Source organism: Streptomyces sp. NL15-2K, assembly GCF_030551255.1.
Classification (GTDB): Bacteria; Actinomycetota; Actinomycetes; order Streptomycetales; family Streptomycetaceae; genus Streptomyces.
Genome location: NZ_CP130630.1, coordinates 5,884,802 through 5,907,634, shown reverse-complemented (window position 1 = coordinate 5,907,634; position 22,833 = coordinate 5,884,802). Strand labels below are relative to the sequence as shown.

Sequence of the window (22,833 nt, the reverse complement as noted above, 5' to 3'; positions counted from 1 at the left end):
AAACCCGCTCACGGCCTCGTGGCGATTCGTCCGTCGTGGTCGAGTGGACTGGTACGGCGATGGACTGGGAATCACGGGGAGGTGCCTCACCCCGCAGTCCCCCCGCTCGCAGTCGATGATCGCGGCAACGCCTTGGTCTCCTTCGCACGCAGGGCCGAAGGGGCGCCACCGTGTGACGCGCCACTGACGGCGGCTTTGGTCGCCATCTGGCACGCCGACCGTGTCCTCATGGTCTTCGATCGGTTCCGTCAAGGCTGGGAACTGCCCGGTGGGCGCGTGGAGAAAGGTGAATCCCCTCGCCAGGCGGCCACACGTGAGTTACTGGAAGAGAGCGGTCAAGAGCCCGACGGACCATTACGGTTCATCGGCTACGCGGGCTTTGTACTCGCGCCCGACCAGCGAGCCGAGTACGCGGCGTTGTTCGCGGGCCGTACCACCGATATTCGGGAGTTCCAGGACAACGAGGAGATCGAGGCCATCCGCTGGTGGAACCTCCGGGAAGCCATTCCGGGGCGAGTTCAACGCCTGGACGCCTATCTCGCCGGGCTCACCCGCGAGTCGGGCTCCTGTCTCTCCCACCGTCCACGGCGAGGTTAAGACTTGAGGTCGGTACCTGTGGTTTGCGATCCCGCGCCTCGTGAATCCGGCGTCGCCTGGCACACCGGCTGCCGGCCGCCGCGGCGTGCCAACTTGCGGCCCCATGTCTGGCTCGGCGCCTCGATGTAGCGGTAGGTCAGCACGCACAGCGGCAGCAGCACGGCGAAGAACGCCACTTCGAGCAGGAGATTGTCCTGCCGCCACCGGCCGATCGTGCCGTCGGTCACCGCCAGCAGCACCGGATGCACCAGGTAGACCGAGTAGCTGATGGTTCCCAGTCGGATCAGCGGGCGCGGTATCGGCCGGCGGCGCAGCGTCAGCCCGACACCGAACGTGAGTACGGCCAGCAGGAACGCAGCGATCCAGCCGCGCCGGGTGAAATGGGACCCATCGCCGTACCGGTACACGCTCCCTACGGCGCAGGCGACCACGACGACAGCTGTGCAGGCCGTGTACCGCCGGGTGTTCTGACCGTGCTCGGTGCGGTGGACGGCGGTGCCGAGGAACATCACGGCGAGGATCACCAGGCTCTCCCACAGGGGGACCGTGCCGTTGAGAGAAACCAGAACGAGCGCCAGTACCCCGCCCAACACGCCCCCGAACACCCGGAGTACGAGTGACCTGGCGATCGCACAGCAGATGGCGACCACCATGGCGATCGAGGCGAACACGACCAGCGGGCCGGTGCCGACCACGCCCGAGAGGGCGGAGGCCGGTGGCACGACCCCTGCCGCCGCGCTCACGGCGGCGAGCACGGCCAAGGTGACGGCGACCGCTGCCGACCGCTGGTGCATGCGGACCGTGAAGAGAGCGACGACCAGTAGGTAGAAGGCCATCTCGTACGAGAGCGTCCACAGGATGAGCAGGAGATTGGGTGTCCCCAGCAACTCCTGGAGCATGGTGACGTGCGCGGCAGCCACCATGGCAGCGCTCTGCCGACCGAAGTCACGCATCTCCGCAATGCCCATGAGGTTGACGGCAAGGACTACCGTGACGACGGCCGCCCACAGCGGGTACACACGGAAGATCCGTCCGATCCAGAATGTCCGGACGCAGCCCCGGCGCTCCAGCGACGCGGGGATGATGTAGCCGCTCACCAGGAAAAACACCATGATGCCGTACCGGCTGGTGTTGAACTCGGGCATCAACTCCCGCCGGAACTCCGCCATGAAGGAGTACGACGAGTGGTCGAACACCACGACGAGTGCCGCGATGCCGCGCAACGCGTCCAGCCAGCCCAACCGCGACAGGCCCACCGGTGTGGCGGAAACGGGTAACCGTGATGTTACGGATGGTGACTGACGCGGCGCAGGAGGGACGAGGGGCGGGGGTTCCATACGTAGGCCGAGTCCTCTTTGGTCAGGCGTTCGTTGGCTGGTCAAGGGGAGGAGCTCACCATGCCCATCGCCCGCGCTGCACGCCGGCCGTGCGCCACGTGTTGGTTTCCCCCGGTTGCCTCGCGGGCCGCGGGATTTGGCTCGGCGGGTGTCGACGCGCTTCGGTGAATTTCGGTCGGCTAGGGCCTGTCCGGCAGCGTGACCTTCATCGGAACGCAGGGTTCGGCCTCGCTCTTGGTCTTGTAGAACTCGACCGCGCGTGGCCGGGAGTCGCCCCGGGTGTTCTCGAAGGCCAGTACGTTGCCCCGGCGCAGGGTGACGTCCCAGCCTGCCTGCAACGGGATGAGGGGTACACGGTTGCCGTGTTTGTCAACCGCGGGGATCGGGGTGACTTTGCTGCGCTCGCAGACATAGCCGGGAGCGAGCACGTCAATGGTCACCTGAATGCCCCACGGACGCACTTTCCGAGCGAGTTCGCGCTGGGCGGCGACACCGATGCTCTGGTCCTTGACGGTGAGCTTGACACTACCGTCTCCGACCGGCTCTACCGCATACGCGTTCGAGTCGGCCGGCGAACCGGGCACGACCACCGCTGCGAGCCAGGCCGCTGTACAGGCCGCCGCAACGACTGCGATCCGGCGAGGAGCGAGCGGGGCGAGCAGACGGCCGACGGAAGCCTTCGCCTTACGCTCACCGGGCTGTACCTCAGCCGACCCGATGCCGCTCACCCCGGGCTTGCGCAGCTGGATCTCCCTCTTCAGTTCATCCAGGAGCCGGTCCTCGAACGTCGTCCTCATGTTCATGCCTCTCCCCTTGCGACCTGCAACAACGATGGGTCCGGCGTCCCTGCTCCCGTGGAACTCGCCTGCACTGCTGGGGGATTGGTCTCCGGGACCTTGACGTCCGCCTCCTCCCGCAGCACCTTGCGTGCCCGGTGCAGCCGGACCCGGGCCGTGACCTGGCGGATGCCCAGCGCGGCCGCCGCCTCCGTGACCGTGAGCTGGTCCACCGCGATCAGCTCCATGACGGCCCGCTCGCCCTCGGGAAGCCTCGCCAGCGCGGCCAGGACGCGCCGCCCCGGGCTCTCCGCGTCGAGTCTGTCCTCGATGCGGAGGATGTCATCGGCCTCCAGCAACCGCCGCCCGGAGAAGCGCAGATCGCGTTCCGCCTCCCGGGCGACCCGGCGGCGCTCCGACGACACGACGTTGCGCGCGATGCCGTACAGCCAGGCCGTCTCGCTGCCGAGGCGGGGCCGGTAGGAGTGGGCCGAGTCGAGGACGGCGAGGAAGATCTCGGCCGTCAGGTCAGCCGCGGTGTGCGGGTCGTCGACACGCCGGGCCACGAAGCGCATCACCGCGTCCACGTGGCGCCGATAGAACTCCTCGAAGAGCTGCGGGTCACGTACCGCCGCGGCGGGCCCGCCCCGTAACCGTTCCGCGCCGTCCACAGGCGACTCCTTCTCGTCGGAGGCTCCCCGGTGCTGATGAGTCGCAGGTTCACCGGAGTCTTCAAAGGCACTTCACTTGTTCTTGGACCGAGGCACGAAAAGCGTTACAGAGCGGCGGGTCATCAGCGTGATCGCCGCCCAGGTGCTCTCTTCCGCCCCCGCCTGACGACATACGTCAATATCTGTCATCACATCACCCCAAAGACGTCAACTGGCCCCATTCTCGTGGGATTTGTCCCCTAGGATGTCGGCCCTGCACAGCGTCATGAAAAAGGGGTGGAGCGTGGATGCCGAACTGATGGCACTCGCCTCGACAGCCGGTACCGCGGTCGTGACCGCGCTCACCACCGATGTCTGGGAGCGAACCAGGACTGCCGTGGGATCACTGTGGCAGCGGGCCTGTCCGGACCGCGCCGAGACCGTGGAGGCCGAGCTTCTGGAGACCAGGGAACTGCTGGAGGGCCCCGGTGCGGATGCCCTCGCGGAAGCGATGGCCGACGACTGGCGCGGCAAGTTCCTCCGCCTGCTCGCCGTACACCCGGACCTCGCCCAAGAGGTGCGGCACATGCTGGACGAGGTGCTCGCCCCCGCCAAGACCCAGCCCGCAGCAGTCGTCTTCAACGCCAGCCCCACCGGCAACGCCCGTGTGTACCAGGCCGGCCGCGACCAGCACTTCACCGAGCGATGACCGAACGACCGACGAGGCCCGCGGGGGCCGGCCCGTCGTCCTTCACGTCGTCGCCGTCCGACAACGGCCGGGCGTACCAGGCGAGCGGCGACCAGACCTTCCACGAGCACCACTACCACGGGTCGCCCCCGCCGTCTCCGCCTCCGTCTCCGACAAGCGCACCCACCGGGCGGAAGCCCGCCCTGTACGCGCTGACCGGATCCTTGACGGCCATGGCCGCCGTCCTGGTCCTCCTGGCAGGAGCCGGCGGAACATGGCTGTTGCTGCGATCGGTCGCGTCCGAGGACACCAAGGCCACGACCGACGCGAAACGCCCGGACGCGCCGCCCACGCCGACCGCACCGCTCACGTCGTCGTCCGCCTCGCCCTCGGCCTCCCGCCCCACCACGTCACCGCCATCCGCCCGTCCCGCGCCCGCCAACCCGCCGACGAAGACCTCGGCACGCTCCGAGCCGTCTCCGACGCCGGCCACTCGGACCCCGACTGCCTCGGCGCTTCCGGCCTGGAAGAACCCGGCACCCGACAAGCAGTGCCGCGCCTGGGTTGCGGCCGGCGCGGCCGACGTGGAGACGCGCCCTTGCTGGCGTCGCGAGGGCGACCGGGTCTTCATGATCGCGGAGTGGCGCACCACCAAGGGCACCGTGCTGGTGGACGTCCACCTCTGGCTGAAGGACGAAGACGGCTACCACGCGGTCTACCCGACGGACAGCACCCTGAAATTCCCCGGCGAGGTCGCCTCACCACAAGGCACCGGCAAGAAGCAGTCGGGGGAGCAGGAGATCCGTACCGATCTGGTGCCGGGAGCCAAGTACCAGGTCAACGTAAGGGTGCAGCCCGAGGGATCCACCCCGCCCAACGTCAAGAACCCTGCGGTGGACGGCGCCCAGTTCGCCTTCGTCTACTAGCGGCCTGTGGCGCGGAGGCGGTCGAGGAGGGCGGCGAGGCCCTTGGGGGTGACGGGGAGTATTCGGGTGGGGTCGTCGATTTCGCGGGGCACCCGAACGGTGCGCGGGGCCTGGGCGCCGTGCTGATCGTGGCCGACGACACCGAGTTCGAGCGGGATCACGAACCGGTACACCCGCATTGTGCGGACAACCCCCAGGTACGAAGGCCCGGTCGCCGTACTGGAGACGACCGCCGCACGGTTGGAGATCGTCCGCGCCTCGCACGCCGGTGACGTCCTGCCCGGCGAACCCGTCCCGGCCTCGTCCTACCTGGCCGCGATGACCGTCCTGGTCGACGACACAGATGACGCCCGGAAGACCGTCGAGAGCGGCGGCACCGTGACCCAGTCGGCCGGCGACGGGTTCTTCGTCTCCGCGCGCGACGCGTACGGAGCCGGCCTGTTCTTCATGCGCGGCTGAACTCCACGACGTCACCGCGTTCCGCGCATCTCACCTGCGCATCTCGCCTGCGCGTCTTCACTCCCTTCGGAGGACACCATGTTCGGTACCCTCATGCTCCTCGTCGGCCCGGCGCTGGGATTTCGCCTGCTCGGCTTACTGGGGACCAGACGGTTCGCGACCTGGCAAGCCAGTGCCACGCACGGCTTGGCGGTCATGCTCGTGGCCACCGCGACCGCGCACTTCACACCACCAAGCGTCAGCATGTTGCCCAACCACGACGACCTGACAGCCATGGTGCCGCCGTTCGTGCCGTTTCCTCGTGCAATGGTCCACGTGACCGGCGTACTTGAGCTCCTCGGTGCCGCCGGACTCATCCGAGCCACGACACGTCCGGCGGCCGGGACCGGCCTGGCCGCGCTCTTCGTGCTGATGCTCCCGGCCAACATCTACGCCGCCCTCGAGGACATCCCGCTCAACGGCGCCCCAGCCACTCCGTTGTGGTTCAGGATTCCCGAGCAGCTGCTCTTCATCGCCCTCGCATTGTGGGCGGCCACAACTGCTCACACGATCCGCCGAGGTCTGCTGAACGCGATCCGCCCCAGCACCAGCGGCAGCCCGGTAATTGGAGAACAGAATCCTGTGAAGAGACAGATCCTGGTTCAGAGTAGGCCCTGAGCCGCTTCCGAGTGGGGCCGGCATGCTCGTAGGCGATCGAGGAGGGCGCCGAGGGCGTGGGGGGTGAGGGGGAGTATTCGGGTGGGGTCGTCGCTTTCGCGGAGGAGCAGGTTGCCTTCGGCGGCGGCCAGTTCCACGCACGAGTTGCCGTCGGCGCCGCCGGAGAAAGACGACTTCTGCCACTCGATCACGGCTCACAACTCCTTTCCCAGCCGATGGATGTAGTCCCTGGACCGGGCCGGGTCGAGGGACGCCGACTCCACTTTACGGAAGAGTGTTCGCATCGAGGCGAGCTGGGCGGCAGCGTCCACAAAGGCTGAGCCGTACGGGGTGTCCCTGTGGACAGTGTCCAGCACGGGGACAGGACCGCCCGCGTAAATCAGCGCCGTGCTTGCGCCGCCGAAACCGTCAACGTCAAAGGGGATCACCCGAACCGTGACGTTGGGACGCTCCGCCAAGAGCACGATCTCGTCGAGCTGGTTCCGAGCCACGCTGCGGTCCGCGACACGCGTACGCAGCACAGACTCATGAAGAATCACCCTGTAGGGAACCGCCTGCTCTCGTGTGAGCACCGCACCGCGGCGCATGCGGTGTTCCACCCTCGGTTCCAACTCGCTCTCCGGGAGTTCCGGACGCCAGTAGGCAAACACCGCACGAGCGTAGTCCTCGGTCTGGAGCACACCGGGAACATGCGCGGTGGCGATCTCCTGAATGAACGTAGCGTGGTGTTCCAGCTCTGCCAGGTCCAGGAAAGAAGGCGGCAGTACACCTCGGTACTTCTCCCACCAGCCCCGCCTGCGGTCCACCGCCATCTCCGCGAGGGCGTCGATCAACTCCGAGTCCGTGCAGGAGTAGTGAGCCGCGAGCCTTCGCACGCGCTCCGCGGTGATGCCTGCATTGCCTGACTCGAACTGACTCATCTGAGCCGGGGCCACGCCCAGCAGTCCCGCCGCCTCACGGGACGACATGCCCGCCGTCTCCCGAAGTTTGCGCAGCTCGGCGCCGAGGCGAACCTGGCGGGCGGTCGGCTGAATCCGTGCGGGCATTCGACTCCCAGCTCCCCAACGTCGCTGTTCTCACGGGGGGTTGAAGAGCCCCGATCGGGTGCCAGGTTACCTGAACGACTTGCGGGCGCCGAATATTTAGCCCTACCGTCAGTGACGCGACGCACACGCTGCGGCACTCCGGGGCCCCGGAAGCGCATCGCCCCGCCCTGCCATGGCGGCCGCGACGGAGCCACCGCCCGCCAAGCCTCAGCAGCCCCCAACTCACCTCACCTGACCGGGAGTTACGCATGCCCGAATCCTGGGAGTACACCCTCTACATCCCCAACGACCCCCTCGCCGTCCCCATCTGCCGCCGCACCCTCCGCCTCATCCTCACCGCGTACGGCCTCCCCCACCTCACCGAAGCCGCCGAACTCCTGGCCACCGAGCTGGTCACCAACGCCGTACAGCACACCAAGGGCCCCGCCGCCATAAAGCTCCGCGCAGAGGGCGCCGTACTTCGCATCGGCGTCTGGGACGCCGACCCCACCCCGCCACTCCCCTCCCGGAACTCCGCCCCGGATGCCGAAACAGGCCGCGGCCTCTCGCTCGTACGCGACTGCGCGGACACATGGGGCTGGGTGCAGCAGCGGGACGTCAAAAACATCGTCGGCACCGGCAAATACATCTGGTGCGAACTGACCGCCGCGGCCTGAACGTTCTTCCCATCCCCGAAAGAGTGATCCCATCCCGTCGGCCGGACGCCCCGGCTCAAGATCCCCTAGGTTCCGCCACATGGTCACATCAACCCGCCAGGCATCGCACCGGATCTTCGAGGACCACCCGGAGGCCCTCAACCCCGTTTTCGAGGCGCTGCGACTTCCCCCGCTCACGAAAACGGTCATTGAGGTGCTGGACTCGGCACTGAAGGTCCAACCATCCGAGGGAGAGGATTTCCTCCTCGCCATCGAGGTGCAGGCAGAGCAGGACCCCGACAAGGCACCGGGCTGGGCCCGTCGCGTGGCACAACTCCACATGACGTACCACCTGCCCGTACTGCTGCTGGTGATCTGCCGTAACCGACCTACCGCGACCTGGGCCGCCGGCCCCTTCGAGCACCGCATCGGCACCTGGACGTCCCAGATCCTGCGCCCGCTGGTGCTGGGACCGGACGACCTACCGGAGATCACGGACGAGCCGACCGTGATCCGCCAACCGGCACTGGCAACGCTCGCCACCATCGTGCACAGCGACAGCGAGAAGATCACGAACATGCTGGGGGTCCTGGTCGGCGGAATCCGGTCCCTCAACAGGGAAACGGCGACCTACCTGTGCGAGTTGCTGGAGGTCGGCCTGGAGGGCACACCGGGCGAAGAGATCTGGCGAGGCGATGTAGATCAAATCTACGTAGACTGAATCTACACAGCCGCTCCCTGGGAGGCACCATGCCCACACCCTTCGTAGGCCGCCAAGCCGAGCTGGCCCTCCTCAACAAGCGCCTCGACCGCGTCACCTCCGACGGCAACGGACTGGCTGTCGCCATAAGGGGGCGGCGGCAGGTCGGGAAGTCCCGGCTCGTGCAGGAGTTCTGCGACCGGGCCCGGCGGCCGTACGTCTTCTTCACGGCGACCAAGGGTGCCTCCCCTCTGGAAGGGATCGCGGACCTCATGGCCGAGCTGAGGGAGTCCTCCCTCCCAGCCGACCTGGAACTCGTACCGAAGAGCGCCCCGACCAACTGGCCCGACGCCTTCCGCGCACTCGCCGCCGTGCTGCCCACCACCCCGAGCATCGTCGTCATCGACGAACTGCCCTGGCTCGCCGAACAGGACCCCGTCTTCGACGGAGCACTCCAGACCGCGTGGGACCGGCTCCTGGCCGGCCGCCCCGTACTTCTCCTGCTGCTCGGCAGCGACCTGCACATGATGGAGCGATTCACCGCCTACGACCGGCCCTTCTACGGCCGGGCCGACAGCCTGGTCCTCGGTCCGCTCAACCCCGCCGAGACCGGGAACGCTCTGGGGTTGGACGCGGCGGACGCCATCGACGCGCACCTCGTCTCGGGAGGGCTGCCGGGGATCCTGCGCGCCTGGCCGCACGCCACCCCGGCGCTCGACTTCATCGAGGCCGAGTGCGCGGACCCCGCCTCACCGCTCTTCGGCGTGCCGGAGGCGGCGCTCATGGCCGAGTTCCCCGCACCTGACCAGTCCCGCCGGGTACTGGAGGCGGTGGGCAGCGGCGACCGTACGCACGCCAACATCGCGGCGACGGCAGGAAGCCAGAGCGGCGCGCTGCCCTCCGGGACACTGTCCCCTCTGCTGCGTCGGCTGACTGATGAGAAGCGGGTCCTCGCCTGCGACACCCCGCTGTCCACAAACCCCGGCAAACCCGCCCTGTACCGAGTGGCCGACAGCAATCTGCGTCTCTACCTGGCCGCACTGCGCTCCGCACAGGAACTGTCGCGGCGCGGTCGGCCCGAGGCCGCGTACCGGCTCGTCCAGCGGCGCTGGGCCGCCTGGCGCGGGCGGGCCGTCGAGCCGCTGATCCGGGAAGCGGTGGAACTGGCGGCCGCTTCCGGGGACTTCCCCTGGCCGGACACCGAGGTCGTGGGCGGCTGGTGGAACCGCCAGTTCTCTCCGGAGGTCGATCTGATCGGCGCCGACCGCGCACCCGTCGCGAGCACGCTCTACTTCGCCGGCTCCGTGAAGTGGCTGGCCTCCCCCTTCGACCAGCACGACCTGACCGCCCTGCGGACGAGCGCTCCACAGGTCCCCGGATTCATCCCGGGCACCACGGGGCTGGCGGTGGTGTCGCTGTCCGGGACGACGAAGCCGCTGAACGACGACGGCGTCCAGTTGGCGTGGGAGCCGCACGACGTGCTCCGCGCCTGGAGCGCCTGACGTGCGTTCTCCGGTGTACGACCGCGGCGCAGACCCGCGACACGCGCAAGCATGCCGGCATGCGCACCCCCGCGATAATCGCCCCATGAACACCCCCCGCACACGGGCGACTACGTGAACGGCACCACAGCCCCCCGCCTCCTCCACGACATCCTGACCATCGGCGCCCCCTACCCCCTCGTCATGGCCGGCGACCACGCGGTCCGGGCTCACGGCCTGGTCGACCGGCAGGCGCAGGACCTGGAACTGGCGACCGAATCCGCCGAGCCCATGGAGCGCATCGCGGCCACGGTCCTCACCGGGCTGGCGGAACGCGGCTGGCCCGTGCGCTCCCTGGAGACCGACCCGCTCTCCGCGCGCCTGCTCGTCACCGACCCCGACACGGGTGAGGAACAGACGGTCGATCTGCTGAAGGAGACCCTCTGGCACCCGCCGGTCGACACCGACCTCGGCCCTGCCCTGTCCCTCGAAGACGTCATCGGGACCAGGGTCCGTGCCCTCGCCGACCGCGGTGCCGCCCGCGACCTCGTCGACGTCCACGCCGCCGCGGACCGCTTGAGCCCGACCGAACTGGAGGAACTGGGCCGACGCCACGCCCACGACGCCTTCGACCTCAGCGACCTCCAGTCCCGCCTGGAGGGCATCGAGTGGCTCGACGACCGCGACTTCACCGTCCACGGCCTCGACGAGCAGTCCGTCCAGGCCCTCCGTCAGTGGGCCCAGAGCTGGGCGAACGACATCGCGGAACGCCTCCTCGAAGAGGAGGCGTCGGAGCCGCCGGCCGACGAGTGATCGCACCGCGTGGCCGAGGGACCAACCGCCCGTGAACTCACAGGACTTCACGGGCGGTTCGTCTGTGTGACCTCTGTGAATGTTGGGCTTGTATGAGACTTCAAGATTCTCAACTCCGGTGACTTCTGTTGCTATTGGGGCGATGGGGGAAGTACAGCTCACCAAATCGACCAATACGGACAAGAGTTGTCACACAACAAAAGACATGACCGGGCATACGTCAGACTCCTGACGCCCCTTCTGACCGGGGCCCTGGCCCTCGCCGGAACGGTGGCCCCCGCCCACGCCGAGACCACCGAGAACACCGGCTATCGCGCCGGGACCTACGTGGTGAAGCTCGCCGACCAGCCCGTCGCCACCTACCAGGGCGGCGTGAGCGGTCTGAAGCGCACCGCCCCGGCCCCCGGAGACCGGCTCACGACAGGCACGAGCGCGGTCAGGGCCTACCTACGGCACCTGGACTCCCGCCGCGACTCGGTGCTCGACGACGTCCCCGGCGTCAAGAAGCTCTACGAGTACGACTACGCCTTCAACGGCTTCGCCGCGAAACTCACCGCCCGCCAAGCCACGGAACTGGCCGCCACCCCCGGCGTGATCTCACTGACCCGGGACAAGGCCGACCGCCTGCCCCCGGCACCGGCCCAGTCCGCCTCACCGGCGGCTACCGGGGACGACCGCCGCACGGCAGCCGCAACGGACGACCGCCACCCGGCAGCCGCCGACGGCGATCAGCCCTCACAGGGGCCACGCAAACCCGACAACGAAAGCCGCACGGGCGGTGCGGGTGGGAACGCAAGCAAGGCCGAAGGCGAATCCGAGGCCGCAGCACCCCCACCCGACATCCCCCGCTTCCTCGGCCTGGACGGCGACAAGGGTCTCTGGTCCAAGCTCGGCGGCCCGGAACACGCCGGCGAAGGCACGATCGTCGGCATCGTGGACACCGGCATCGACCCGACCAACCCGATGCTCGCCCCGCTCTCGGAACCCCGCCCCGACGCCGACGTCATCGCCAAGAAGTGGCACGGCACCTGCGACGAGGGCGACGACCCCGCCCACAAGGTCACCTGCAACAACAAGCTGATCGGCGCCCAGTGGTTCCGCGCCGGCGTCCCCGACCCCACGCCCGAGGACGTCTCGTCCCCCATGGACATGGACAGCCACGGCACCCACACCGCCACCACCGCGGCCGGCAACCACGACACCCCGGCGGAGATACCGGGTCTCGGTGTGCGCGGCAAGGTCAGTGGTGTCGCTCCGGCGGCCCGGGTGGCCGCGTACAAGACCTGCTGGCACGACGGCTGCTGGTACTCGGACACCACGGCGGCGATCGACAAGGCCGTGGCGGACGGCGTGGACGTCATCAGCTACTCCATCGGCGGGACGCTCACCTCCCCCACGTCCATGGAGGCGATGTTCAACGCCGCGAAGGCGGGCGTGTTCGTCTCCGCCGCCGCCAGTAACAGCGGCCCCGACACGGTGGAGAACACCGCGCCGTGGATCACCACCGTCGCCGCGGAGACGCACGACACCGGCTACAACTCGACGCTGGTCCTGGGCGACGGCCGCCGCTTCCGCCACGACAAGGTGCAGTCACCGGTCCCCACAGCGCCGCTGGTCAACGCCGGTGACGTGCGCAAGCCGGACGCGGACGCCGCGCGGGCCACGCTGTGCGCGCCGGGCACGCTCGATCCCGGCAAGACGGAGGGGAAGATCGTCGTCTGTGACCGGGGCGGCGACAACCTGTTCCTCGAGGACAAGACCAAGGCGGTCACGGACGCGGGCGGCGTGGCCCTGGCCGTGGCCAACACCGCGACCAGTTCCCAGAACTTCTACCCCGACGACTTCGGCCTGCCCCTGATCCAGCTGACCCAGGAGGACGCGAAGACGGTCAAGGAGTACGCGGCCGGCTCCGGCGCCACGGGCGAGTTCGTCTCCGGCTCCGGCCGCGTCCGCGCTCCGCTCGTCACCGGGTTCTCCTCCAGCGGACCCGACCGCTACAGCGGCGGCGACGTGCTCAAGCCCGACATCGCCGCACCGGGCAGCATGGTCCTCGCGGGCACCGTGCCCGGCGCCGGGTACCCGGACCGCTTCGGCTTCATGGCGGGCACGTCGATGGCGACGCCTCACATATCCGGCCTCGCGGCCCTGCTGAAGCAACTGCACCCCGACTGGTCGCCGATGGAGGTCAAGTCGGCGCTGATGACCACGGCGACGACCACCGACAACGAGGGCGAGCCCATCGGCCGTGAGGGCGCCGACTCCGCGACCCCGCTCGACTACGGCGCCGGCTCCCCGCGGGCCACTGTCGCCGCCGACCCGGGCCTGGTCTACGACTCCACGTCCGCGGACTGGACGTCGTACCTCTGCGCGCTGAGGCTGCGGCCGACCACCAGGGACGGCGGTGACGCCTGCGCGACCACCCGACCCATCGACCCCAGCGACCTGAACTACCCGTCGATCGCGGTCGGCGACCTGGCCGAGCGGCAGACGGTGACCCGCACGGTCACCAACGTCGGCACGGACATCGCCACGTACAAGGCGACGCTCCAGACGCCGCCCGGCTACAAGGCCGAGGTCACACCGAAGCGCCTGACCGTGCTTCCGGGCGGCTCGGCGACGTACCGGGTCACCTTCACCCGCACCGACGCCGCCCACGGCGCCTGGTCCTCCGGCTCCCTCACCTGGAGCGACGCCCACAGCCACCACCGGGTCACCAGCCCGATCGCGCTGCGCGCCGCCCACGTCGCCGCACCGGCGGAGATCGCTCTCCCCGGTGAGCGGTCCACCCAGCTCACCGTACGGGCGGACTGGAGCGGTGAACTGACCGCTCGGGCGGAGCTGTACAAGTCCGAGAAGATCACCGGCACCCTCACCGGCGAGGACCAGTCGCCGGACTTCTCGTGGAACCCGCACGCCGGTGACGCGGCAGCGAAGATCCCGGTCCACGTCCCGGAGGGCGCACCGTTCACCCGGGTCGCGGTCGACGCGGCGGATCACGTGCCCGGCAGCATGATGTTCCTCTACGCCTTCGACAAGGACGGAGTTCAGGTCCTCCCCGGGCCGCAGATCGGCTCGGACGACTACGTCGACCTGCCGCCCGGCGACTACGACGTCTACGTGGTGCAGTACGACATGCCGAAGGGCACAGACAGCCAGCAGTACACGCTGCGCCTGTGGAAGGTCGGCCAGACGACCCCGGCCGTCCGGCCCACCGTCACCCCCGCCACCCAGCCCGTCACCCCGGCCGCCCTGCGCGGACTGACGGTGGCGTGGCCGGATGCGGTGCGAGGTGAGCGGTACGTCGGCATCGTCGAGTACGGCGACGGGTCCCAGGCGGTGGGACTCACCAGGCTGGCCGTCACGCCGTAACACCCGGCGACAGCACTGGGCGACCGCCCGTGGACCCCGCAGGGTTCACGGGCGGTTCGCACGTTCCGGCGCCACCGTGACGGTCTCCGGCGAGAGCGGGGCGGCAGCCGCCTTCGTCCGGCGGACGAAGGTGACCCCGACCACCGCCAGCAGCGACGCCGCCGACAGCGTGTACAGGCCGCCGTTCGTGCTGCCGGTCGTGTCCTTGAGGTAGCCGAAGAGGGTGGGGGAGACGAAACCGCCCAGGTTTCCGATGGAGTTGACCAGGGCCAGGCCCGGCGCGGCGATCCTCAGGTCGAGGCCGGCCTGGGACATCGGCCAGAACATGCTGGCCGAGCACTTGCTGCCGACCGCGGCGAGCGTGATGGCCGCGAGGCCGAACCAGGGGGAGCCCAGCGTGGCGAGGAAGGTGCCCACGGCCGAGACGACCAGGGCGATCGCCAGGTACGGGCGGCGGTCCGGGGCGCCGTCGGTGAAGTGGCTCAGCGTGTACATCGCGATCACCGCGCAGATCCACGGTACGGCGGTGAGCAGCCCGATCTGGAAGGACGACAGCCCGCCGATGTCGTCGACCAGGCTGGGCAGCCAGAAGGTGATGGCGTATCCGGTCAGGGTCATCGCGAAGAAGACGCCGGTCAGCAGGGCGACCTGGGGGTGGAACAGGAGGCGGAGCCGCGAGCCCTCGGGTTCGCGGCTGCGGGCCTCCTTGTCGCGGGCGATCGCCGAGCCCAGCGCGTCCTTCTCCTCCCGGGTGAGCCAGCGGGCGTCGTCGATGCGGGAGACCAGGAAGAAGCCGGCGACGAATCCGACGAGGATCGAGATGGCGCCCTCCAGCCCGAACATCCAGCGCCAGCCGGCGATGCCGCCCAGGCCGTGCAGTTCCAGCAGCGCGCCCGTGATCGGGCCGGTCACGATGTACGCGGTCGCCGAGCCGCCGAGGAAGATCGCGCTCCCTCGGCCCCGGGAGGAGTCGGGCAGCCACTGGGTGAGGTACAGCATTACGCCGGGGAAGAAGCCTGCCTCGGCGACGCCGAGAAGGAAGCGAAGGCCGTAGAACATCCACACGTTGTGGATGAAGCACATCGCCACGACCACCAGGCCCCAGGTGATCATGATGCGGGTCAGCCACACCCGGGCGCCGAAGCGCTCCAGCATCATGTTGCTCGGGATCTCGAACAGGGCGTATCCGATGAAGAACAGGCCCGCCCCGAGCCCGTAGGCGGTGGCACTGACGCCGACGTCGGCCCGCAACTCGTCCTGGATGAAGCCGACGTTCGTCCGGTCCATCTGGTTGACCAGCAGCATCAGGACCAGCAGCGGCATCATGCGGCGCAGGAACTTGCTGACCGCGCGACGCTCGGCGTCGGGCGTCTCGGCGTCGGGCATCACGGCTTCCGACATCGTTGTCTCCCCTCAGTGAACACATACGTGAACAGCAATCACGTACGCGGGCACCTCGGCACGCTACGGAGGGGTTGCTTCCGGGTCAATGGGTTGAGCAGATGTCCATACATATGAACGGGGCGGGCATGTATGCACACGCCCGCCCCACACACCGACTACGTCCGTCAGCGGCACCTGTCATACGGGAATGGCTCGGAACCGAGTCGGTTCCGAGCCATTCACACGTGAGGTGGTCCTACTTCGGCTGCGGCTTCCGCACCGACAGGTGCAGCTCCCTCAGCCGCGTCTCCTCCAGCTCCGTCGGCGCGCCCATCATCAGGTCCTGGGCGTTGCCGTTGAGCGGGAAGGCGATCGTCTCGCGGATGTTCGGCTCGTCGGCCAGCAGCATCACGATGCGGTCGACGCCGGGCGCGATGCCACCGTGCGGCGGGGCGCCGAAGCGGAACGCGCGCAGCATGCCGGCGAACTCGCGCTCCACGGTCTCGCTGTCGTAGCCCGCGATGTTGAAGGCCTTGAGCATGATGTCCGGCTCATGGTTCCGGATCGCGCCGGAGGACAGCTCGACGCCGTTGCAGACGATGTCGTACTGCCAGGCCAGGATGTCCAGCGGGTCCTGGTTCTCCAGGGCGTCCATGCCGCCCTGAGGCATCGAGAACGGGTTGTGCGAGAAGTCGATCTTCCCGGTCTCCTCGTCCTTCTCGAACATCGGGAAGTCGACGATCCAGCAGAACCGGAAGACGTTCTCCTCGAAGTGCCCGGCACGCTTGGCGGCCTCGACCCGCACCGCGCCCATGATCTTCGAGACCTCGTCGAACTCGCCCGCGCCGAAGAAGACGGCGTGACCGGCCTCCAGGCCGAGGCGCTCGGTGAGGACCTTGATGTTCTCCTCGGTGAGGAACTTCGCGATCGGGCCGGTGAGCGAACCGTCCTCGGCGACCCGCACCCAGGCCAGACCCTTGGCGCCCTGCGAGACCGCGTAGTCCCCGAGCTGGTCGAAGAACTTCCGGGGCTGGTCCTGCACGGCCGGCACCGCCAGCGCGCGCACGTGCTTGCCGGCGAACGCCTTGAACTCCGAGCCCTCGAACACGTCGGTGATGTCGACGAGTTCCAGCTGGGCGCGCAGGTCCGGCTTGTCGGAGCCGTACTTCAGCATCGCCTCGCGGAAGGGGATGCGGGGGAACGGGGAGGTGACGTGACGGCCGCCCCCGAACTCCTCGAACAGCTCGGTCATCAGCTGCTCGATCGGCTGGAACACGTCCTCCTGCTCGACGAAGCTCATCTCGACGTCGAGCTGGTAGAACTCGCCCGGCGAGCGGTCCGCTCGCGCGTCCTCGTCGCGGAAGCAGGGCGCGATCTGGAAGTAGCGGTCGAAGCCGGAGATCATCAGCAGCTGCTTGAACTGCTGCGGGGCCTGCGGGAGGGCGTAGAACTTGCCCGGGTGCAGCCGGGAGGGGACCACGAAGTCGCGGGCGCCCTCGGGGGAGGTGGCCGTCAGGATCGGCGTGGCCATCTCGTTGAAGCCCAGCGTCACCATCTTCTGCCGGATCGCCGAAATGACGGCCGTACGCAGCATGATGTTGCGGTGCATGCGCTCGCGGCGCAGGTCCAGGAAGCGGTACTCCAGGCGCCGCTCCTCGTTGACCCCGTCCTCGGTGTTGATCGTGAAGGGCAGCGGCTGGGCGGCGCCGAGCAGCTCGACCTCGCCGACCTCGACCTCGACCTCGCCGGTGGGCAGGTCGGGGTTGACGTTCTCGGTGCCTCGGGAGACGACCTTGCCGTCGACGCGGACCGTGGACTCCTTGGTCAGCTTGTCGAGGGCCTCGTACGCCGGGGTGCCGGGGCGGGCCACGAGCTGCGTGATGCCGTAGTGGTCGCGCAGATCGATGAAGAGGATGCCGCCCAGGTCGCGCCGATTGTGCAGCCAGCCACTCAGCCGGACGTCGGTGCCGACGTCAGAGGCGCGGAGCTCGCCGCAGGTGTGGGACCTGTACCGATGCATCGTCGTTTCATCCAGTCTTCGCGGATCGGGGGCTCGTTTCCCGTGAAGGTTTGTTTCACGTGAAACTCCCCCAAGCCTACCGGGCACCCCAAGATCGGCTCCCCACCATTTACGGGCGCCACCAATACGGGCCCCACCAATACGGGCCGCGACATCACGGGCCGCGACCGGCAGAGTCCAGGGAGAGTGCCGGGAGAGTGCCATGGCCATGAACAGTGGCACTCTCCGACCGCCTGTTCTTAAGGTGGGGCAATGCGCACTGGTGAGCCCCTGCCCGCCGTGGGGCAGGTTCTCGCCGCCCTCGCGACCGGCCTGTGGAGATGGGACAACACCGCGGGCCTCGTCATGCTGGACGCGGAGGCCGCGCGGCTGGTCGGGCTGCCCGCCGAGCCGGTCACCCTCACGGAGGCCGGGATCCGCTCCCGCTTCCACCCCGTCGACTGGAACGAGATCGGCGGCATCGTGCAGCTCGCCGCCGCCGAAGGCACCCTCGCCGAGGCCCGGCTGCGAATCATGGACGACCAGGGCCGCGTGATCCGTACGGTCCGCAGCCGCTCCAAGCCGGTCATCGACCCGGCCACCGGAGAGTACGAGTTGATCGGCACCCTCCAGGAGGTCACCGAGCCCCCGCCGGGCGCCGCCGCCCGCACGCCGATCACCGGCGACTGGCGCCGCTCCCGCGAGGCGTTCCTGCTGGACGCGGGCCGCGCCCTGGCCGAGGCCCGCTCGACGGCCGAGGTCCTGAGAGTGGCGGCAGGCCTCGCCATGCCCGGCTTCTCCCCGGACGGCCTGGCCGTCTTCGGCGTCGAGGGCGACCGCCTGACGATCATCGGCAATCACGGACACCAGCCCGGCGACGAGAACCCCTTCTCCCACATGTCGCTGTCCACGGACTACCCGGCCGCCGAGGTCGTCCGCACCGGCCGCGCCGTCTACCTCTCCTCCCCCGAGAACTACAAGTCCCGCTACCCGACCGCCTGGCCGCTCGCCCAGCACTTCGGCCGCCAGTCCTGGGCGTTCCTGCCGCTGACGGTCGCCGGCCGCACGATGGGCGCCTGGATGGCGGCCTTCACCTACCCGGTGGCCTTCACGCCGGACGAGCGGTCCGTCCTGACGACGGTCGCGCGGATGCTCGCGCAGGCGCTGTCCCGGGCGGGGATCACCGAGTCGGAGCGGGAACTGACGGACGGCCTGCAGCGCAGCATGCTGCCCACACTGGGCCCCCGGATACCGGGCATGAGCGTGGCGGCCCGCTACGTCCCCACCGGCGGCGGCCTCCAGGTCGGCGGCGACTGGTACGACATGATCCCGCTGCCGAACGATCGCTTCGCCCTGGTCATGGGCGATGTGCAGGGACACGACGTCCGCGCGGCCGGCCTGATGGGCCAGCTCCGCATCGCACTGCGCGCCTACGCCTCGGAAGGCCACCGCCCGGACGCGGTCCTCTCCCGCGCGTCCCGCTTCCTGCACGGGATGACCTACGGCGATCCAGGCGCCGCCGATCTCCGCTTCGCGACCTGCCTGTACGTGGAGGTCGACCCCACGACCGGCATCCTGGACATCGCCCGCGCCGGCCATCCCGACCCGGCGATCCGCATGACGGACGGCACGGTCCTGACCCGCCCCACAGCCGGCGGCCTGCCCCTCGGCATCGACCCGGACGCCGACTACCCCACCACCCGGATCACCCTCGAACCGGGCGAGACCCTGCTGCTGTGCACCGACGGCCTGATCGAGACCGGCGGCCACGACATGGAGACCGGCTGGAAGCGGATCCGCGCCATCCTCGAACAGCACGAGGGCGACCTGGAGCAACTCGCCGACGCCCTGGTCCAGGCGGTGCACGGCCCGTCCTCCCACCACACCACCGGCCCCCTGGCCGACCGCCGCGAGGACGACATCGCCGTCCTGCTGCTGTGCCGGGAGGGCGAGGGCTGCGGCTGCGGCGACTCGATCGCCGTACGACCCCGGATCCGCCGCACGATGCTGTCGGTGGCCCAGGCGGAACCGGAGCGGGTGGCGGCGGCCCGCCGGCACCTGAGGGAGCTGCTGCACGACTGGTCCTGCCAGGACCAGGTCGACTCCGCGGTCCTGCTGCTCTCCGAGATGCTGACCAACGTCCTGGTCCACACGGACTCCGACGCACTGCTGCTGGCCGAGGTGCGGGGCGAGCCGGGCGCGCGCCGGATGCGCGTCGAGGTGACGGACACCAGCGACGACCTCCCGCACAAGCGCAGACCCGGCGAGCTGGCCTCGTCCGGTCGCGGGCTGATGCTGATCGAGCTGCTGGCGGAGGTGTGGGGGGTGGATCCGCGGGGCGAGGGGAAGAGCATCTGGTTCGAGCTCTACGAGTCCTCTGCCGACGAGTCCTCGGCGGGTGACGAGTCCACGGAGGGTGACGAGTCCACGGCAGGTGACGAGTCCACGGCAGGTGACGAGTCCACGGCAGGTGCGGAATAGCGCGTACGCAACTCGTGCACGACCCCGAAGACGGCGGCGGTGAGCGGCACGGCGAGCAGCATCCCCAGAACTCCGGCCACGGAGGCCCCCGCGGTGATGGCCACCATGACGACGGCGGGATGCATCTGCACGGTGCGGCTCTGGATCATGGGCTGCAGCACATGCCCCTCCAGGACCTGGACCGCCAGGACCACCCCCAGCGCCCACAAGGCGATCACGAACCCCCGGTCGGCCAGCGCCACGAGCACGGCGACCGCGCCGGAGAGGAAGGCGCCGAGGTAGGGGATGTACGCCCCCACGAAGACGAGCGCCCCGAGCCCCACGGCCCCCGGCACATCGAGAACGAGCAGCCCGACGGTGATGCAGAGGGCGTCGATGAGCGCGATGAAGGTGGTCCCGCGCATGAACCCCTCGACGGCCTGGTAGGCCCGCCGGACCATGGCCTCCAGGAGGTCGCCGCTGTGGTGCGGTGAGAGGGCCCGCAAGGTTTCGGCGGCTTTGTCGGAGTCCCGCAGAAAGAAGAAGACGAGGAGCAGGGCGAGTACGGCCATGGCGATGGTCTCGCCGACGACACTCACGCCGCTGATGACCCCGGACGCGGCCGTCCCCCCGAACTTGGTCAACAACTCCTTGGCATTGGAGGCCAGGTCGTCCAGCGAGGTCCCGGCGGCCCCGAAGTGGTCGCTGAGCCCCTGCGCCGCGTCCTTGAGAGAGGTGACGATCTCGTCCCCGGTGTCGATGAGCGCGGCGACGACGATGTACACGGCCCCACCGACGACGCCCACGACGGCGACACAGGTGACACCGGCGGCGACGGACCGGTTGACCTTGGCCTTCACCAGCCGCCGGTGGAAGGGCCCAAGCAGCGCGGTCCCGAGAAGAGCGAGCAGCACGGGGACAACGGCGGTACGGAACTCCACGGCCAACCGGATCCCGACGTAGACGACTCCGGCGACGAGCAGGGCAACGGCACACCAGGCGCCGACGCGGCGGACGGGGTCCGGGAGTAGAGACGGTTGCGGTGCCTGCACGTTCCCATCTGGCCATACGTCAGCTGGGGGCGTCGCGCTCAGGCGGCCGAACGCCGTATGTGCCCCGCAGAATCGATGCCTCCGTCCACTATCGGGTGAACAACCTTGCTATGGACGTGAGCCGCATTCATGCGTGCCTAGCTTCCGAGGCGGAGGTGAAGCTCGATGAACGAGCAGAACAACACGCCGCCGCAACAGTCGGCGGCACAGCGGCAGGACGCGATCGAAATCAGTGACTTCGTGTACGCGGCGACGGGCGCACGCGTACGGAGACTGACCATGCCGGACGGGACACACTGGTTCCCGGCCGTCGACGTGTGCAGGAACCTGGGGTACACGCACGTGGGATCTGCATTGCGGAACGTTGCCGACGCGATCAACTTTGCCAGTGCCGAGAGTGTGCTTCAGAGGCACACTCTCGACATTCCCGCAGGTCGAGAGTGGCGACGAGACATGAATCTCGTCAACCTTCAGGGCCTGATCCGGTTGGTCAACGGATGCACGAAGCCGGAGTCCCAGCCCTTCAAGGCCTGGGTCTCCGAGGTGATCGCCACTATCCAGCGCGACGGCTCCTACTCCCTGGAACCGTCCCCAGTACAACCCACGCCCAACGCCACCACCGCATACGTCATGCCCCAGCAGGTCGCCGACGCCATCGTCCGTCTCGAAGAGCGGAACATCCGGGCCGACGAGATGCTGACGGCCTTCCAGGAGGAGCGCAACGATCTGCTGCGGCAGATCACCCAGAGCCAGAACATGATGGCCGACGCGCTGCGAGATATCGCCGACGCCCTCAAGCGCCCCACCGACCGCTCACACTCCATCCCGAAGTTGACCCCCCAAGAGCTCCTCGCCACCTGGAAGGCGAAGAACCTCGTCGTCACCGAGGACGTCCACGCCGTGGCCGCCTACCTCGCCCCGGCCCTGCTGCACGGCGGCGCCCGCTACCGCGTCGAGGAGATCGCCAACCGCACCGGCCTCCCGCACGACCGCGTCCACGACCGCCTGCGCATGCTGCTGAAGCGTGGTTGCGTACGGCAGGCCGGCTGCGCTCCAGACGGGGCGCCGGTCTACGTGCTGCCGTAACCGAGACACCGTAAGACAGGCCCGAAGTCGCAAAACAAGGTTGCGGCTTCGGGCCTCGTCGTACCGTACCGGAGATCTACAGCACACCGATGGCGTTACTCAGTATCTGCCGTTCCTCTTCCGGCAGCCACCCCGCCGCATGGACCATCTGCAACGCCGTGACCAGCCGCATCCGGTCATCCTCTGTTCCGAGATCGGTGAGATAGGCCGGCAGAACCAGCCCCAGCGCCTTCAAGTCGCCGCGTGCACAGAACTTGACGAACAGCGCCCGCAACAGACCGTCGACGGCCCGCGCTTCCGTCGCTCCCGTGGCCCGCAGCCCCTCCGCGACCGCGACCCGCATCCAGTCGCCGTACTGCCCCGACGGCACCGCATCCACGTGCGCGGCGGCCAGCTCGAAGTGCTCGCGCGCCTTGCCGGGCTCGGCCAGATCGCCGTACGCCTTGGCCATGTTGATGTGCAGGGAGGCGTGGAAACCGCTGACCCGTTCGTCTCCGACCAGATCCGCGCGGTTCAGGCATTCCTGGTTCCAGTGCAGGGTCTGCTGTGGCGTCGGCTGGTGCCGCGCGAGGTAGTGGGCGGCGACGCACGCCTCGTAGTCGTCGGCGGCGGTCTGCCAGGCCCGCTCGAAGAGGTCACGGGCGTCGGCGTTCCGGCCTTCGGACTCTGCCCGCATGCCCTGCGCGCACAGGTTCACGACGGGATTGTCGGGGTCCATG

Annotated in this window: 22 protein-coding genes; 12 read left to right on the top strand and 10 right to left on the bottom strand. The window is 69.0% G+C overall.

Features of this window, described 5'->3' with window-relative positions; translation table 11 throughout:
* Positions 1–18: 18 nt before the first annotated feature.
* Positions 19–597 carry an NUDIX hydrolase gene (locus Q4V64_RS26555; RefSeq protein WP_348540809.1) on the top strand — a complete coding sequence of 193 codons (579 nt, stop codon included), beginning with the start codon at positions 19–21 and terminating at the stop codon, positions 595–597.
* Here the strand turns inward: Q4V64_RS26555 and Q4V64_RS26550 are convergent.
* From Q4V64_RS26550 to Q4V64_RS26540, 3 genes are all read right to left on the bottom strand, one after another.
* The gene (locus Q4V64_RS26550) at positions 594–1,934 is read right to left on the bottom strand and encodes an acyltransferase (protein ID WP_124440604.1); all 1,341 of its coding nucleotides are present in this window, start codon (positions 1,932–1,934) and stop codon (positions 594–596) included. The genes Q4V64_RS26555 and Q4V64_RS26550 overlap by 4 nt on opposite strands.
* Before the next feature lie 179 nt (positions 1,935–2,113).
* Positions 2,114–2,737, bottom strand: a complete 624-nt coding sequence (locus Q4V64_RS26545; protein ID WP_124440605.1) for a hypothetical protein — start codon at positions 2,735–2,737, stop codon at positions 2,114–2,116.
* A complete protein-coding gene (locus tag Q4V64_RS26540; RefSeq protein WP_124440606.1) occupies positions 2,734–3,381 on the bottom strand; it encodes a sigma-70 family RNA polymerase sigma factor in 648 nt (215 codons plus the stop codon). The genes Q4V64_RS26545 and Q4V64_RS26540 overlap by 4 nt, the downstream gene beginning before the upstream one ends.
* Before the next feature lie 283 nt (positions 3,382–3,664).
* Here Q4V64_RS26540 and Q4V64_RS26535 point away from each other — a divergent pair, with 283 nt between their 5' ends.
* A complete protein-coding gene (locus Q4V64_RS26535; protein WP_124440607.1) occupies positions 3,665–4,069 on the top strand; it encodes a hypothetical protein in 405 nt (134 codons plus the stop codon).
* Positions 4,066–4,974 carry a hypothetical protein gene (locus tag Q4V64_RS26530; RefSeq protein WP_124440608.1) on the top strand — a complete coding sequence of 303 codons (909 nt, stop codon included), beginning with the start codon at positions 4,066–4,068 and terminating at the stop codon, positions 4,972–4,974. Before Q4V64_RS26535 ends, Q4V64_RS26530 begins: the two co-directional genes overlap by 4 nt.
* On the opposite strand, the gene Q4V64_RS26525 is transcribed toward Q4V64_RS26530, so the two are convergent.
* Positions 4,971–5,147: a hypothetical protein gene (locus Q4V64_RS26525; RefSeq protein WP_172629229.1), complete on the bottom strand. Its 177-nt coding sequence runs from the start codon at positions 5,145–5,147 to the stop codon at positions 4,971–4,973. The two genes, Q4V64_RS26530 and Q4V64_RS26525, sit on opposite strands and share 4 nt — an antisense overlap.
* Positions 5,148–5,154: 7 nt before the next feature.
* Here Q4V64_RS26525 and Q4V64_RS26520 point away from each other — a divergent pair, with 7 nt between their 5' ends.
* Positions 5,155–5,433 (top strand): hypothetical protein, encoded by a 279-nt coding sequence (locus Q4V64_RS26520; protein ID WP_124440609.1) that lies wholly within the window; start codon positions 5,155–5,157, stop codon positions 5,431–5,433.
* 78 nt (positions 5,434–5,511) lie between these two features.
* A complete protein-coding gene (locus Q4V64_RS26515; protein WP_124440610.1) occupies positions 5,512–6,090 on the top strand; it encodes a DoxX family protein in 579 nt (192 codons plus the stop codon).
* On the opposite strand, the gene Q4V64_RS26510 is transcribed toward Q4V64_RS26515, so the two are convergent.
* Together Q4V64_RS26510 and Q4V64_RS26505 are read right to left on the bottom strand one after the other, a co-directional pair.
* Complete coding sequence (locus Q4V64_RS26510) at positions 6,075–6,281, bottom strand: DUF397 domain-containing protein (protein WP_124440611.1); 207 nt, start codon at positions 6,279–6,281, stop codon at positions 6,075–6,077. The two genes, Q4V64_RS26515 and Q4V64_RS26510, sit on opposite strands and share 16 nt — an antisense overlap.
* A gap of 3 nt (positions 6,282–6,284) precedes the next feature.
* A complete protein-coding gene (locus tag Q4V64_RS26505) occupies positions 6,285–7,136 on the bottom strand; it encodes a helix-turn-helix transcriptional regulator (RefSeq protein ID WP_124440612.1) in 852 nt (283 codons plus the stop codon).
* A gap of 248 nt (positions 7,137–7,384) precedes the next feature.
* Between Q4V64_RS26505 and Q4V64_RS26500 the strand changes: the two genes are divergently transcribed.
* The 5 genes from Q4V64_RS26500 to Q4V64_RS26480 all read left to right on the top strand — a co-directional run bounded on the left by Q4V64_RS26500 (position 7,385) and on the right by Q4V64_RS26480 (position 14,134).
* The gene (locus Q4V64_RS26500) at positions 7,385–7,792 is read left to right on the top strand and encodes an ATP-binding protein (protein ID WP_124440613.1); all 408 of its coding nucleotides are present in this window, start codon (positions 7,385–7,387) and stop codon (positions 7,790–7,792) included.
* 79 nt (positions 7,793–7,871) lie between these two features.
* Positions 7,872–8,492 carry a hypothetical protein gene (locus Q4V64_RS26495; protein WP_124440614.1) on the top strand — a complete coding sequence of 207 codons (621 nt, stop codon included), beginning with the start codon at positions 7,872–7,874 and terminating at the stop codon, positions 8,490–8,492.
* Between the two features lie 29 nt (positions 8,493–8,521).
* Entirely contained in the window at positions 8,522–9,973 is a 1,452-nt protein-coding gene (locus Q4V64_RS26490; protein ID WP_124440615.1) for an ATP-binding protein, read from the top strand.
* Positions 9,974–10,087: 114 nt separating this feature from the next.
* Positions 10,088–10,765 carry a nucleotidyl transferase AbiEii/AbiGii toxin family protein gene (locus tag Q4V64_RS26485; RefSeq protein WP_172629230.1) on the top strand — a complete coding sequence of 226 codons (678 nt, stop codon included), beginning with the start codon at positions 10,088–10,090 and terminating at the stop codon, positions 10,763–10,765.
* A gap of 186 nt (positions 10,766–10,951) precedes the next feature.
* The gene (locus Q4V64_RS26480; RefSeq protein ID WP_124440616.1) at positions 10,952–14,134 is read left to right on the top strand and encodes a S8 family peptidase; all 3,183 of its coding nucleotides are present in this window, start codon (positions 10,952–10,954) and stop codon (positions 14,132–14,134) included.
* Between the two features lie 45 nt (positions 14,135–14,179).
* Here the strand turns inward: Q4V64_RS26480 and Q4V64_RS26475 are convergent, their stop codons facing one another.
* Entirely contained in the window at positions 14,180–15,535 is a 1,356-nt protein-coding gene (locus Q4V64_RS26475; RefSeq protein ID WP_253266996.1) for an MFS transporter, read from the bottom strand.
* A 238-nt stretch (positions 15,536–15,773) separates the two neighbouring features.
* Positions 15,774–17,537 (bottom strand): aspartate--tRNA ligase, encoded by a 1,764-nt coding sequence (gene aspS / locus Q4V64_RS26470; RefSeq protein WP_124440617.1) that lies wholly within the window; start codon positions 17,535–17,537, stop codon positions 15,774–15,776.
* 252 nt (positions 17,538–17,789) lie between these two features.
* On the opposite strand from aspS, the gene Q4V64_RS26465 reads away from it, so the two are divergent.
* Positions 17,790–19,997, top strand: a complete 2,208-nt coding sequence (locus Q4V64_RS26465) for a SpoIIE family protein phosphatase (RefSeq protein ID WP_124440618.1) — start codon at positions 17,790–17,792, stop codon at positions 19,995–19,997.
* Here the strand turns inward: Q4V64_RS26465 and Q4V64_RS26460 are convergent.
* Positions 19,883–21,028: an AI-2E family transporter gene (locus Q4V64_RS26460; protein WP_124440619.1), complete on the bottom strand. Its 1,146-nt coding sequence runs from the start codon at positions 21,026–21,028 to the stop codon at positions 19,883–19,885. The two genes, Q4V64_RS26465 and Q4V64_RS26460, sit on opposite strands and share 115 nt — an antisense overlap.
* Before the next feature lie 165 nt (positions 21,029–21,193).
* On the opposite strand from Q4V64_RS26460, the gene Q4V64_RS26455 reads away from it, so the two are divergent.
* Entirely contained in the window at positions 21,194–22,114 is a 921-nt protein-coding gene (locus tag Q4V64_RS26455) for a Bro-N domain-containing protein (RefSeq protein ID WP_124440620.1), read from the top strand.
* A gap of 76 nt (positions 22,115–22,190) precedes the next feature.
* Here Q4V64_RS26455 and Q4V64_RS26450 read toward each other — a convergent pair whose 3' ends face one another.
* Positions 22,191–22,832, bottom strand: coding sequence for a hypothetical protein (locus Q4V64_RS26450; protein WP_124440621.1), 642 nt, complete (start codon positions 22,830–22,832; stop codon positions 22,191–22,193).
* Position 22,833: the final 1 nt, after the last annotated feature.

What these genes read in the sequence shown, in the direction of transcription:
- Q4V64_RS26515 (WP_124440610.1), top strand. Translation starts at nt 5,512, where the DNA reads ATGTTCGGTACCCTCATGCTCCTCGTCGGCCCGGCGCTGGGATTTCGC.
- Q4V64_RS26505 (WP_124440612.1), bottom strand. Translation starts at nt 7,136, where the DNA reads ATGCCCGCACGGATTCAGCCGACCGCCCGCCAGGTTCGCCTCGGCGCC.
- aspS (WP_124440617.1), bottom strand. Translation starts at nt 17,537, where the DNA reads ATGCATCGGTACAGGTCCCACACCTGCGGCGAGCTCCGCGCCTCTGAC.
- Q4V64_RS26530 (WP_124440608.1), top strand. Translation starts at nt 4,066, where the DNA reads ATGACCGAACGACCGACGAGGCCCGCGGGGGCCGGCCCGTCGTCCTTC.
- Q4V64_RS26455 (WP_124440620.1), top strand. Translation starts at nt 21,194, where the DNA reads ATGAACGAGCAGAACAACACGCCGCCGCAACAGTCGGCGGCACAGCGG.
- Q4V64_RS26500 (WP_124440613.1), top strand. Translation starts at nt 7,385, where the DNA reads ATGCCCGAATCCTGGGAGTACACCCTCTACATCCCCAACGACCCCCTC.
- Q4V64_RS26465 (WP_124440618.1), top strand. Translation starts at nt 17,790, where the DNA reads ATGCGCACTGGTGAGCCCCTGCCCGCCGTGGGGCAGGTTCTCGCCGCC.
- Q4V64_RS26490 (WP_124440615.1), top strand. Translation starts at nt 8,522, where the DNA reads ATGCCCACACCCTTCGTAGGCCGCCAAGCCGAGCTGGCCCTCCTCAAC.
- Q4V64_RS26450 (WP_124440621.1), bottom strand. Translation starts at nt 22,832, where the DNA reads ATGGACCCCGACAATCCCGTCGTGAACCTGTGCGCGCAGGGCATGCGG.
- Q4V64_RS26495 (WP_124440614.1), top strand. Translation starts at nt 7,872, where the DNA reads ATGGTCACATCAACCCGCCAGGCATCGCACCGGATCTTCGAGGACCAC.
- Q4V64_RS26475 (WP_253266996.1), bottom strand. Translation starts at nt 15,535, where the DNA reads ATGTCGGAAGCCGTGATGCCCGACGCCGAGACGCCCGACGCCGAGCGT.
- Q4V64_RS26550 (WP_124440604.1), bottom strand. Translation starts at nt 1,934, where the DNA reads ATGGAACCCCCGCCCCTCGTCCCTCCTGCGCCGCGTCAGTCACCATCC.
- Q4V64_RS26545 (WP_124440605.1), bottom strand. Translation starts at nt 2,737, where the DNA reads ATGAACATGAGGACGACGTTCGAGGACCGGCTCCTGGATGAACTGAAG.